At 63.6% G+C, this 12,939-nt stretch carries 10 protein-coding genes; 3 read left to right on the top strand and 7 right to left on the bottom strand.

Going from position 1 to position 12,939, the window contains the following annotated elements; all coding sequences use genetic code 11:
* Together GCT13_RS36085 and prpB are read right to left on the bottom strand one after the other, a co-directional pair.
* A partial coding sequence (locus tag GCT13_RS36085) for a citrate/2-methylcitrate synthase (protein ID WP_321574853.1) occupies positions 1-660 on the bottom strand: 660 nt, incomplete at its 3' end.
* Between the two features lie 20 nt (positions 661-680).
* Positions 681-1,574: a methylisocitrate lyase gene (gene prpB / locus GCT13_RS36090; RefSeq protein WP_152766554.1), complete on the bottom strand. Its 894-nt coding sequence runs from the start codon at positions 1,572-1,574 to the stop codon at positions 681-683.
* 188 nt (positions 1,575-1,762) lie between these two features.
* Between prpB and prpR the strand changes: the two genes are divergently transcribed.
* On the top strand, positions 1,763-3,712 hold the full coding sequence (gene prpR, locus GCT13_RS36095; RefSeq protein WP_152766556.1) for a propionate catabolism operon regulatory protein PrpR: 1,950 nt from the start codon (positions 1,763-1,765) through the stop codon (positions 3,710-3,712).
* Positions 3,713-3,727: 15 nt separating this feature from the next.
* On the opposite strand, the gene GCT13_RS36100 is transcribed toward prpR, so the two are convergent.
* From GCT13_RS36100 to GCT13_RS36120, 5 genes are all read right to left on the bottom strand, one after another.
* The gene (locus tag GCT13_RS36100) at positions 3,728-4,306 is read right to left on the bottom strand and encodes a DUF4337 domain-containing protein (RefSeq protein ID WP_152766558.1); all 579 of its coding nucleotides are present in this window, start codon (positions 4,304-4,306) and stop codon (positions 3,728-3,730) included.
* 119 nt (positions 4,307-4,425) lie between these two features.
* The gene (locus GCT13_RS36105; RefSeq protein WP_152766560.1) at positions 4,426-5,397 is read right to left on the bottom strand and encodes a GlxA family transcriptional regulator; all 972 of its coding nucleotides are present in this window, start codon (positions 5,395-5,397) and stop codon (positions 4,426-4,428) included.
* A 321-nt stretch (positions 5,398-5,718) separates the two neighbouring features.
* The gene (locus tag GCT13_RS36110; RefSeq protein ID WP_321574855.1) at positions 5,719-6,834 is read right to left on the bottom strand and encodes a glycosyltransferase family 4 protein; all 1,116 of its coding nucleotides are present in this window, start codon (positions 6,832-6,834) and stop codon (positions 5,719-5,721) included.
* 275 nt (positions 6,835-7,109) lie between these two features.
* The gene (locus tag GCT13_RS36115) at positions 7,110-9,494 is read right to left on the bottom strand and encodes an RICIN domain-containing protein (protein WP_152766562.1); all 2,385 of its coding nucleotides are present in this window, start codon (positions 9,492-9,494) and stop codon (positions 7,110-7,112) included.
* A 275-nt stretch (positions 9,495-9,769) separates the two neighbouring features.
* Positions 9,770-10,651, bottom strand: a complete 882-nt coding sequence (locus tag GCT13_RS36120) for a LysR family transcriptional regulator (RefSeq protein WP_152766564.1) — start codon at positions 10,649-10,651, stop codon at positions 9,770-9,772.
* A 147-nt stretch (positions 10,652-10,798) separates the two neighbouring features.
* Between GCT13_RS36120 and GCT13_RS36125 the strand changes: the two genes are divergently transcribed.
* Both GCT13_RS36125 and GCT13_RS36130 read left to right on the top strand, forming a co-directional pair.
* Positions 10,799-11,821 carry an ABC transporter ATP-binding protein gene (locus tag GCT13_RS36125; protein ID WP_152766566.1) on the top strand — a complete coding sequence of 341 codons (1,023 nt, stop codon included), beginning with the start codon at positions 10,799-10,801 and terminating at the stop codon, positions 11,819-11,821.
* Positions 11,818-12,915, top strand: a complete 1,098-nt coding sequence (locus GCT13_RS36130) for an ABC transporter ATP-binding protein (RefSeq protein WP_152766568.1) — start codon at positions 11,818-11,820, stop codon at positions 12,913-12,915. Before GCT13_RS36125 ends, GCT13_RS36130 begins: the two co-directional genes overlap by 4 nt.
* The last annotated feature ends 24 nt before the right edge of the window (positions 12,916-12,939 follow it).

Here is a 12,939-nt window from a genome sequence, read left to right on the forward strand (position 1 = left end):
ATAGATGTCCGAGCCCGTGCCCGCGATCACGCGGCCCGTGAACGTCGATGCGTTGAATTCGTGCTCCGCGTACAGGTTCAGCGACACATGCATCGCGTCGACCCATGACTTCGACGGCTGCGCGCCATGCAGCAGATGCAGGAAGTGGCCGCCGATCGAATCGTCGTCGGTTTCGACTTCGATCCGCTTGCCGTTGTGCGAGTAGTGATACCAGTACAGCAGCATCGAGCCGAGCGAGGCCATCAGCTTGTCGGCGATGTCGCGTGCGCCCGCGAGGTTGTGATCGTCCTTCTCCGGCAGCACGGTGCCCAGCGCGGAGACGCCCGTGCGCATCACGTCCATCGGATGCGCGGCGGCGGGAATCCATTCGAGCACGGCCTTCACGTTCGCGGGCAGCCCGCGCAACGCTTTCAGCTTCGACTTGTACGCAGCGAGTTCGGCGACGTTCGGCAGCTTGCCGTGCACGAGCAGATACGCGACCTCTTCGAATTCGCAGGCGCCCGCGATGTCGAGAATGTCGTAGCCGCGATAGTGCAGGTCGTTGCCCGTCTTGCCGACCGTGCACAGCGCGGTGTTGCCCGCCGTCACGCCCGACAGGGCCACGGATTTTTTCGGCTTGAACGCGCCTGCGTTCGGCGTGTTGTTGTCTGCTTCGCTCATGTGTCTTCCTCCAGATGCCATTACTTGTTCGCGGCGAACAGCGCGTCGAGCTTGTCTTCGTACGCGTGATAGCCAAGGTACTTGTAGAGATCGTCGCGCGTCTGCATCGTCGGCACGGCCGCTTTCTGCGTGCCGTCGCGCATCACCGTCTCGTAGAAATTGAGCGCCGCCGCGTTCATCGCGCGATACGCGCCGCAGCAGTACAGCGCGATATCGACGTTCGCTTCGCGCAGCTCGGTCGTCGTGAAGAACGGCGTCGTGCCGAACTCGGTCAGGTTCGCGAGAATCGGCACCTTCACGGCGGCCTTGAAGCGGCGGTAGTCGTCGAGCGTCTTCATCGCTTCGGGGAAGATCATGTCCGCGCCCGCTTCGACATAGGCGACGGCGCGCTCGATCGCGGCGTCGATGCCTTCGGCGGCGGCTGCATCGGTGCGGGCCATGATCACGAACTGATCGTCGGTACGCGCATCGACGGCGGCTTTCACGCGATCGACCATCTCTTCCTTCGCGACGACTTCCTTGTTCGGCCGGTGGCCGCAGCGCTTTTGGCCGACCTGGTCTTCCAGGTGAACGGCCGCGACGCCCGCCTTGATGAACGAGCGGACCGTGCGCGCGATGTTGAAGGCGCCGCCCCAGCCGGTGTCGATATCGACGAGCAGCGGCAGGTTCGTGGCGTCGGTGATGCGGCGGGCGTCCGTCAGCACGTCGTCCATCGTGCTGATGCCCAGATCGGGAATGCCGAGCGAGTTCGCGGCCACGCCGCCGCCCGACAGATACACGGCCTTGAAGCCGACGGCTTCGGCCATCTTCGCGGCATACGCGGTGATCGCGCCGACGACCTGCAGCGGTTGTCCTTCTGCGACGGCCTGGCGGAACGCGGCGCCGGCGCTAGCGGGTTGTTTGGCTGAATTCAATTTGAGGCTCCGTTGATAGCGGGCCTGTATCTGCAAACACCGTGCCATGCCGGACCGCGCCGCTAAGTCTCTGATTTTGCGGCGCGCGCGTCCGAGCGGTGTTGCGGGTGCGTTTCAGAAATGGAATCTCGCGTTTCTGTTGTGAAACATATAATGGATGAACACCACGATCCGTCCCGAGCCCGTCCATGAGCACGCCTTCCGCCGCCCCCCATTCCCGTCCGCGCATCTGGGCGATGGGCATCAGCCGTTTGCGCGATCTGTTCGTCGATATCGCGAGCGAGTATGCGGGCCGCGCCGACGTGCGCATCGTCGCGCGCGGTTTCGACGACGCCATGCAGGAGATCGAGGCGGCAGGCGCCGAGCGTCCCGACGTGATCGTGGCGGGTGGCTCGAATGGCGCGTATCTGAAGGCGCGCGTCAACGTGCCCGTGGTGGTCATCACGCCGACGGGCTTCGACGTGATGCAGGCGCTCGCGCGCGCAAGACGCGACGGCGACTCGGTGGCACTCGTCACGCACGGCGAGACGCCCGACGAGGTCAAGCGCTTCACGGCCGCGTACGGTGTCGACGTGATCTTCGCGTCGTACCGCTCGACGGAAGACGCGGAGCAATGCGTGCGCGAACTGCGCGAGCGCGGCGTCGATGCCGTCGTCGGGCCGGGCCATGTGACCGATCTCGCGGAGCGCGCGGGCATGGGTGCCGTGTTCGTCTATTCGCGCACGTCGGTGCGCGCGGCATTCGACACTGCGCTCGAAGTCGCGCAGGCGACGCGCGCCGAAGGCGTGCGCCGTCAGCGTCTGGACAACCTGTTGCAGCACTTGCGCGACGGCGTCGTCGCGCTCGATGCACAAGGGCGCGTCGAAGCGATCAACCAGCGGCTCGCGGGCGTGCTCGGCATCGATGCCGCCAGCGCCGCGGGCGTGCCGCTGCAACAACTCGCGCCCGATCTGGCCAGCGCACTGCCCGATACCGACGGCGATACGCTCGTGTCCGTGCGCGGCGCGAGCTACGTCGTGCATCGCGGACCGCTCGCGGGCGCGGGCCCCGCAGCGGGCACGGTGCTGACGTTTCAGGAATCGCGCGCGGTCGAACGGCTCGATCGCACGCTGCGGTCGCGTCAGCGCGCGCAGCAGTTCACCGCGCGCTACCGGCTCGACGATCTGGTCGGCGAATGCGCATCGATCGAGCGCGTGCGCACGCTGGTCCAACGTTACGCGAAGTCCGACGCGACGGTGCTGATACTCGGCGAAAGTGGCACGGGGAAGGAAATGGTCGCGCAGAGCATGCATCACCTGAGCGCGCGTCGCGACTTCGCGTTCGTCGCGATCAATTGCGGCGCGTTTCCCGAAGCGTTGCTGGAAAGCGAGCTGTTCGGCTACGACGAGGGCGCGTTCACGGGCGCGCGCAAGGGCGGCAAGGCGGGGCTGATAGAAGCGGCGCACCGTGGGACGCTCTTTCTCGACGAGATCGGCGAGATGCCGCTGCCGCTGCAAAGCCGGCTGCTGCGCGTGCTGCAGGAGCGCGAGGTGGTGCGGCTCGGTTCGACGGAGCCGACGCGCGTCGACATACGTGTGGTGGCCGCGACGCATCGCGCGCTGACGGAAGGGGTCGAGGCCGGGACGTTCCGCGCGGATCTCTACTATCGGCTCAACATCCTGAGCATTGCACTGCCGCCGCTGCGCGAGCGCGCGGCCGATGTGATGCCGCTTGCCGCCGAACTGCTGTTGCAGGCAGCAGCACGCGAGCCGCGTCTGGTGGCGCGCGTGCCCGGCTTGCAAGCCGCGACGCATGTGCTTGCGCCCGTCAGCGAGCCTTTGTGCCGCTACGCGTGGCCGGGCAACGTGCGCGAATTGCAGAACGTGATCGAGCGCATCGCCGTCGAGCTGGCCGACGCGGACGGCGACGCGAGCGTTGCGTTCACACGCGAGATGCTGGAGGTGGTTGCGCCTGAACTCTTTGTGCAGTCAGGGCGGCAGAAGAAGGGCGCATTGACGCTGCGCGAGCGCAGCCGCCACGTCGAGGCCGACGAAATACGCGCGATGCTGGCTGCGTGCGGCGGCGATCGCGATGCCGCGTGCGAGGCACTCGGCATCAGCAAGACGACGTTGTGGCGCAAGCTCAACACGACGCAATGAGCGTTTGCGAATCGTTCACACGCCAAGCAATGCAGTGATGAAAAGACCGACTGCCACGACGGCCATGCCGATCGTCATCTTCTGAAGCCAGCTCTTTTTCGTGAGCAGCGTGATCGCGGCGAGCGCGATCGAGATCTGGATCAGCGTGGTGGCCTGCGCCCAGCGATGATGCTGATGTTGCAGCGACTCGCTGACATCGTTGTCCTTTTTCACCTGCTTTTCGAGCGATTCCGCCTGCTGGCGAATCGGCTCTTTTTCGGTCTTGTAGCGCTGCACGTCGGTGATGAACTTCGCGTGCGCCGCCGATGCGGGATCGCTCAGTGCCGCGCCCAGTTCGGCGAGGTTCTGTTTTTCTCCCTTCGCCTGATAGTAGGCCCACTGGTTCGCGGCTTCTGTCTTGAGTATCGCGGCCTCGTTCTTGTAGAAGAGCGCAAGATTTTCGTTAGCGCCGCTTTGATACGAGGCGATTGCACCAACGCTCGCGAGGATGGCCGTCATGACGGCGAGTCGCGAGGCGCCCGTGTCGCTTCCATGGGAACCGGGATGCTCGATCGCGTGATCGTGCGGGCCGTGCACTTCGTATTCGTCGGACATCGTGATCGTAGCTCAGGAGAAACACAAAGGCGCAAGCATACCGCAGCGTATCATCCGCAAAAAAGGCGTTCAGCCTTTTCTATCGATCGATGCCGTGTCAAGCGCGCGCCGCATGCCGCTCAGCATTGCACCTTGCGTTGCGCACGATACTCGGTCGGCGAAGTCTTCATATGCCGCCGGAAGCTGCGCGCGAGATGATCGCCGCTCGTCATGCCCGCGCGCTTCGCGACCTTGTCGACGGGCAGATCGGTCTCGATCAGCAGATTGCAGACCACCTGAAGCCGCGCGTTCATCAGATAGTCGGACGGCGTCATGCCGAGCTCGCTTCTGAAGTGGCGCAGCAGGCTGCGCTCGCTCATCGCGGCCACCTGCGCCGCGTCTTCGATCGTGACCTGGCGGCGGCAGTTGTCCTGCAGCCAGTGTGCGGCCGCGCGCACCTTTTCGGCGGGCGTGCTGCCGACGACGTCCTCGAATATCGCATTCAGCGCGTCTTGCGAACAGATCGACAGATGCTCGGCGACGCGCCGCGCCATCGTGTCGCCCATGTCGCGGCGGATCAGTTTGAGCGCCCCCGTGAGCGCTTCGTGAAGACTCTGGGATTTCCTCTTGCAGTCGTTCGCGTGTCCCGCCGCATTGCAGGACGACTCGTGATGCGTCGCGCGCGGCCCATCGCAAATAGGGCTGTCGGGCCCCGGCAGCGGCGCGCCCACGAGCCGCACATCGGCCGCTTTCGCGCGGGCGCGGCCGATCCAGGCGGTCAACGGCTCCGAGCGGTCGTCGAGATCCGTGTCCGCGCCGACGATCGCGAAGATTGCGTCGAATTCATAGTCTCTGCGTGTGTCGAACGCTTCCGTGGAAACGAGCAGCGTCGCGGAACTGCCGACGTGTCCATCGTGGGCTGCGAGAACGGCGACCCGATACGCCCACTGGATCGAACTGCGCGACGACAGCTCGCTCGCCAGTTCGAGCGTATTGGCGATGACGCTTGCGCTCAGCAGATCGAATCCCTCGAACAGCACGACGGCGACATGACGCGTGCGCAGCGGTTCCGATTCGTTGGCATCGAGTCTTTGACGCGGACGCGTGGACATGTTCTTCCCCAACCTCAATGAACTGGACCAGAACTCCGGATACCCTGACGTCGACGGGAAGCGTTCCAGACGATGCGCGCGTCACCGAATGTATGGAAGGCTCCAGTTCTCCCGCTAACCTCCAATGCTGCCTTGATAAATCGCAAGACGAATGTGGGCCGGCGCACGCAGCGCAACAAGTATCGTCAAAGAAATTGCACGCGCATCGGCCGATGCGTCCGATTCGGCACGAATGGCACTGCATCCGGTTGCGGCAGTCAGCGTGAGTGCAAGAGCAAAACGATTGGCGGGCCGATATTGTTCCCGCGCCGATGTCGATTGTCAGGTCGACTGGTTTCCGTTCCAGTTCGACATCGACGAGATGCCGCTCGATTCGAAAATGGCCTGCGCGACTTTCAGATAGCTCTCGGCCGTATCGCGCAGCGTATAGCCGTCCAGCGGGCGGTATGCGCGAGGCGTGTGCATTGCGTGAATCAGCGCGTGCGCATACGCGGAAGGATTCATCGTGTCGACGAGCGAGACGCCCGGAAATTCGCGGGCGAATTCGAATGCTGCAATGCGGCTTGCGACGACGGGGATACCCGATGCCAGCGCTTCGAGAAAGCCGATGCTGTGCGCCTCCCTGTGGGAAGGCATCGCAAACACGTGCGACGCTTGCAGGATCGCGGCGACATTCGTCGCGGGGCCGCACAACGTGACACGCTCGTTCAGGTTCATGCGGTCCACGAGATTCATCGCTGTCTCGTGATAGGCCTTGTCTTCGATGACGCCGCACAGCAGCAATCGCGCTTCCGGTTCCTGTTGCAGCACGCCGTCGAAGGCCTGAATCGTTTCGAGCTGTCCCTTGTCGTCGACATAGCGTCCCAACTGCACGATCTGTTTTGCCGTGCCGTGATCTGTCAGGTTCAATGCGGAAGCCACGAAGTGAAAGCGCGACAGGTCGACGCCGTTAGGGATCACGGTCACGAGCGGATGCGGTCCGAATTCGCGAAGGTAGTCGTGCGTATTCTGCTGGGACACACCGACGACGGCTCTTGCGCGATGCGACAGAAAACGCTCCGCCCATTTCAGCTTCGGGTTCTCGAAATCGTTGGAGCCGGAGTGCATCACATAGACGACGGGCGCGGCATACGGAAGAAGACGCACGTAGAGCGCGGCGAGCGTCGCGTGAGCGATGATGATGTCGGGCCGGAACTGCTTGACGCAGCGCCACAGATGCATCAGACGCCCCATCCGGCCCAGATACGCATCGGGAAAATCGCACAGCACGTCCGCAGCCGCCAGCTCGCTGCGGCTGTGATCGAAGTCCGCGAGTTGCGGCAGCATCGATGCGATGCAGACTTCGTGGCCACCCTCCCTATGCTGGATTGCGAGACCCTTCGCGAGAATCTCGGCACCAGACAGACGTGGCGCATGTACGACCTGTAGTATCCGCACTTGTCACCGTTTGAATAAGCCTTATGTACAAAGGGAACAGGGCCGCGATGGCGAATCGTCAATTGCCTTCTGTTCTCTTTGCAGCGTACGGTTCCGTTGATCGACCGTCAATTGGTGTGTTCAATGACGGTTCTAACATACTCAATCGCACCGACAATCATCAGCCAACGACTAGTCATTACTCGACACCTAAGTACTTACCTGTAGAGTTGCTTTTGCTGCAACCATCGATGCGGCCGATTGAACAGTATCGCAATTTTTTTGCCCGATCCCACCTATTGATTGAGCCGTTCGAGCCAGAGCGTTTCCGAGTACGTCGCGGGCAATTGGACCGTTCCTGTTGGTACGGTTTGCACACTGTTTCCGTTCATCGCGTATTGAACGAGCGCCGCGTTTCCAGCGGTAAAGAGCGTGTTGTCGAGTATCGCGTCGGCGCGTTGGTAAAAGACGAGCGTCGTGTGCTTGCCGTCGCCCGTCAGCGCAGGTGTCGTGTCCTGCCACCGGATGCCGCGCAATGACGCCAGCAGAACAGGCGCCGAATCGGGATGAGCGGCGTCCAGCTTCCATACATCGACGCCGCCGGGATTCGCGAAATGAGGTACGGTCATGACGATCGACGCATCGGCATTGGCGTGCGGATCGCTGGCCGCGAATTTCGTCATGTCGGGTTTGAACGTCGCGGGCAGCACAGCGGGTGCGCCGACCGACCAGCGCCCGACTTCGACACCGAGCGGGACCATGGCGATGCGCACGTTGTCGTCGGCCGGTTGAATGGCGACAAACGACGCTGCATCCGCGCGATCGTTCCGCACTGCAAGCAGGCGAAGATTCGACTTGAGACGGCTGTCGTCGAGTACCTGTGTTGACTGAATGTGTCCCACCGGGTCCGCGCCCACTGTCCATAGTTCGACGCCGTTGTCCGGCTTTTGAACTGCGATCAGTACTTTTGCCGGTTCCTTCTCTTCGGTCGAGAACGGCGTGATCTGCTGCACGCGTCCGGCAGGCATCCGGCTGTCGCTCTGGAACCAGAGAACAGGCGCGGTAAAGCGGCTGCCCGTGCCGTGCAGCAGCCAGAATGCGGTGCCGCCGTTTCGCGGCGTGACGACCATCAGATCCGCACGGCCGTCGCCGTCGAAATCGCCGAGCAGAAAGCGCGCGCTATCGAAGCACAAACTATCCGCGCGACACGTTGCCGTCGTTGCGCGGCTGTCGAACGGAACGGAGTTCGCGTACCAGCGCACGGGTTTATCGGCTTTGCTCAACGCCTGAACGTTGACGTCGAAGCCCGGACCGTCTGCGCGACGTTGAACGTACACCGCCGACGACTCGCCGCGCCCCGACACATCGCCGTACATCGCGCCCGCGAGCCGCAGATCGGTCGCCCATGTCGGGCGCGTCGTCGACCATCGGTATCGCGTCGTCAGCGATGCGCAACCGCGGATGTTCAGGCGCCCGCTTTCCTCGCCGAGGCACCGGCGCGACGGCGTAAAGATCAGACCAAAGTCCCACGGCGTCCAGCGCTGCGATTCGTCCCATGCTTCGCAGGGCTCTTCTGTCAACGTGCCGTCGTGTTCGGCAACGCATTGCCGCGTCGACGCCGAAACGAGCGCCGCGTTGTGCTGATTGCCCGCGTACGTCGGCCTCGGTTCCCACGTCCACTGCTGGCTGACGGAGCCGTCGCACGGCGCCAGTTCCGGTTTGCGCTCGCTGCCCGTCGAAGTCAGGCATTCGCTGGAAGCGGTGTTGAACAGCACTATCGGCAGCGCGACGAAATCGGGCGTGGCGTGACCGGTCGTGTCGAAGCGCGCGTATCGGCGCAGGATCCAGTTGCCGTCCCATTCGTATTCGCCGAACACATGCGCGAAGTCCCCGCCGTCGATCGAGAAGTAGCTTGCCGAAATGTCGCGCTTGTGTTGAGCTTCGTCGCCGAACAGCGTGGATGGCCACGTCCCCATTGGATACGTGATGTGGTACGCGATCGGAATCGATCGTCCCAAGGTTTGCGCGACGTGCCGCGTGATGCGCGCGGAGTAGATGTGGTCGGAATGCTCGATGAAGGGGACCGTGTCGGGGTTGAGCGTGTAGATGCGCGTCGCGTCTTGCAAGATTGCCTTGAGCACGGCAGAAAGCGAATCGCGCGTGTAACGTGCCGGCGCGATTTCGCCGTGTCCCATCGGATAGGTCGTGATCGTCGCGCCCTGATCCCACAGCAATGCGAGCGGCACGCGGCCGCCGCGCACGGCGCCGCCAGGAAGACGCAGTTCGAGCAGACGCACTCTCGGCTGTGCCTTCAGCGTCAACTGGAACACCGGCTTGCCCGCGATGCGCACAGTCGATTCGTCCCAGTCGTTCGGCACACCGGCCATGCGCGCGTAGGCGAGACGCGATCCCTGCTCGCGCTTTTGCACATACGCGAAGTTCGCGCCGTTGGCGCCGCCGATCAGATGAACTGTCGTGACGCACCATCCCGCCCGCAACTGCTCGCTGATGCCGGGTTCGACGAACAGCAGATCGTCGTCGAGATGCGCGACTACGGTAACGAGCGTGCCCGCGCTGCAATCGGCGGACGCGGCATGGCTCGCACCGCAAAAGGCGAATGACAGGGAGAGAAGAGACAGGAAGCGAATGAAGCGGCGAACGTTGAAGAGCGACAGGTTCATGTGATTTTCTTCGTGTTCTTCTCGCGAGTCGTCACTGGATAAAGGAAGTAGTGTCCGTTTTCTTTTCTAGCGTGCTGGTAATTCCATGACTGCGCTCCTCTTACTGGACGAAAGATTAATGCGCTTTTAAAACTCGCCTCTCGTTCGGCATTGAAATGAACATTGCCAATTTCGCTTCTTTCACGGTCGTCTTAGGGACATTGCATAGCATTTAATCGCCAGGTTTTCTGTCATATCGGCATCACACGGATGCACATGATCGCGTTGGCAGCGCTTTAGGACCCGGCGCGCGGCGTGGCCTGAAACGTATCCACGATTTCGCGCATCAACGCCTTCCGGTCATCCGATGCGCGCTGCACCATGCCGACCGTTCGAAGCGTCGGCGGACTGCCGATCGAAATCACGCGCAGCAACGGGTCGCTTTGCCAGTTTCCGCGATTGAGCAGCGGCAGCACCGCGACGCCGACTTTCTCGCGCACGAGCGCGACGATCGTTTCGATCGAATTGAGTTCGAGATACTCGTTGACCGTCAAGCCCGACTTCTGCAACGCCTGTTCGACGACCTGCCCCGTGCGCACGCGCCGGTCGAAGCGCAGAAACCCGTGGCTGCGCAAGATGCGCTGCGGATCGTTGTCGGTGATGTCGCGGCTCACGACCAGCATCATCGGCTCGGTGTAGAGCGTGGTCCACTTCAGCGTGTCGGGCAGCGTCTGGTCCGCGCGCGCGACGACAGCGGCGACATCGACTTCGCCCGCTTCGACCATGCCCGCCAGTTCGTCCGAGCGCGCCGACAGCAGGCGCACGTCGAGCCGCGGATGCGCCGCCTTCAGCCGCGCGACGGCCAGCGACAGCGCGCCGATCACCGACACCACCGCGCCGATCGTCACCGGCCCTTCCATCGCATCCGAAGGCTTTGCTTCGAGTTCGGCGAGAAGCTCCAGAATCTGCTCGACCTTCGGCCAGATCGTGTGACCATGCTGCGTGAGCGCGATCTGGCGGCCCCGGCGGTCGAACAGCTGGCGGCCCAGCGCCAGTTCGAGTCCGCGCATCTGCAGGCTGACGGCGGCCTGCGTCAGCGCGACCTTGTCGGCGGCGGCCGAGAACGATCCCGTGCGTGCCACGGCCTTGAAAGTCTTCAGCATGCGAAGCGTCGGCATGGTGTGTCCCGAGTGCGTCTCATGATCGAAACATGAGAAAAATTTAAGTGTCGAAAAGAAATATTAATATTTTTTGTACAACGCCGGCCAGATAATGGATTCGTAACGACCTGAAAGGACGAGCGACACGATGCGGAGTGCCCAAGCATGACCGGTGCTGAACGCCGACCAGTACTGGATGTACGAGGCTTCTCGTTGAAATTTTCAAACGCGGCCGATGTACCCAATGTCGTCGATAACGTCTCCTTCCCTGTTCACGCGGGCGAGACCTTGTGCATGGTCGGCGAATCGGGCTGCGGCAAGAGCGTGACGTCGCTGGCGCTGATGGGGCTGCTCGCCAGCCCGCCCGCGCGGCGCGTCGCGGGCACCGCGCATTTCGAGGGCGCCGATCTGTTCGCGCTGACGGAGCGTGAGCTCGCCGACATTCGCGGCAACCGCATGTCGATGATCTTCCAGGAGCCGATGACGTCGCTGAATCCCGCGTACACGATCGGCGAGCAGATCGGCGAAAGCATCCGGCGGCATCGCGGCATCAAGCGCGCGCAAGCGCGTGAAGAAGCGCTGGAGATGCTGCGCCTCGTCCACATTCCCGCACCCGAAACGCGGCTTGACGCGTTTCCGCATCAGCTGTCGGGCGGCATGCGTCAGCGCGTGATGATCGCGATGGCGCTCGCAAATCGTCCGCGTCTGTTGATCGCCGACGAACCCACCACGGCGCTCGACGTCACGATTCAGGCCCAGGTGCTGTCGCTCGTGCGCAACCTCCAGGCGGAGACGGGCACGGCGATGCTCTTGATCACGCACGATCTGGGCGTGGTCGCCGAAGTGGCGGATCACGTCGCCGTGATGTACGCGGGCAGGATCGTCGAGTACGGCACCGTGGCCGATCTGTTCGACGATCCGCAGCATCCGTACACGATCGGCCTGATGGGCGCGATCCCGTCCGTCGGCAAGCGCGCGGGCTCGCTCGCGACGATACGCGGCTCGGTGCCGTCGCCCGAGCAGATGCCGCGCGGCTGCCGCTTCGCGCCGCGCTGTCCGTTCGCGGAGCAGCGCTGCATCGACGCGGCGCCACCCGACAGAACGCTTTCGGGCGAGCATCGCGTCGCGTGCTGGCTCGCGCCCGTCGAGCAACTCGTGAAGCCTGCGCAGCAAAAGGAGCTGACATGAGCGCCGACACGAAAGCGCCCATCATCGAAGCGAGCGCGCTGACGAAGCGCTTTGGCGGCGAGCGGCACATGTTTGCGCGCACGCCCACGGTTCATGCCGTCAACGACGTGTCGTTCGCCGTGAACACGGGCGAGACGTTCGCGATCGTCGGCGAGTCGGGCTGCGGCAAGTCTACGCTCGGCCGGCTGCTGCTGCGCCTGATCGAGGCGACGCAAGGGAGCGTGATCTATCAGGGCGAGGACATCACGCACTGGCAAGGCGCGAAACTGCGGCGGCTGCGCCGCGAAATGCAGATCATCTTTCAGGACCCGTTCGCTTCGTTGAATCCGGGCATGACGGTGGGCCAGATCATCGGCGAGCCGGTCGGCGTGCATGGGCTCGCGCGCAATGCCGCCGAGCGACGCGAGCGCGTCGCGCAACTGCTGACGAAAGTCGGCTTGCAGCCGGGCTACGCCGAGCGCTATCCGCATGAGTTCTCGGGCGGGCAGCGTCAGCGCATCGGCATCGCGCGGGCGCTCGCGGGCGAGCCGAAGCTGATCGTCGGCGACGAGCCGGTGTCGGCGCTCGATGTGTCGGTGCAGGCGCAGGTGATCAATCTGCTCGAATCGCTGAAAGCGGAACTCGGCCTCACGCTAATCATGGTCGCGCACGATCTGGCCGTGATCCGCCATATGAGCGACCGTGTCGCGGTGATGTATCTCGGCGAGATCGTCGAGCTGGCGCAAGTCGACGAGCTGTTCGATGCACCGCTGCATCCGTACACGCAAGCGCTGCTGCGCGCGATTCCCGCGAGTAGTCCACACGAACGCCGCACGAAGCCCGCGCTGCAAGGCGATCTGCCGAGCCCGACCGCGCCGCCGCCCGGCTGCCGCTTTCATACGCGCTGCCCGCACGCGAAGCCGCGCTGCTCACAAGAGCGGCCGTCCGCCGAAGCGCTGCCCGGCGGCCGGCAGGTCGCTTGCCACTTCTGGCGCGAAGTTCAGAACGCGGGCAGCGGCACGCCGCTCGCCGCGAGCGTCAGCGTGAAGCTGAACGAGCGCCTGGAAATTTACCGCGACCGGCAGGCCGCGCTGACAGCGGGCGCGATCCGATAAACCCGCCTTTGATGGCAACCCGAA

It is taken from the genome of Paraburkholderia franconis, from assembly GCF_009362735.1.
GTDB lineage: Bacteria > Pseudomonadota > Gammaproteobacteria > Burkholderiales > Burkholderiaceae > Paraburkholderia > Paraburkholderia franconis.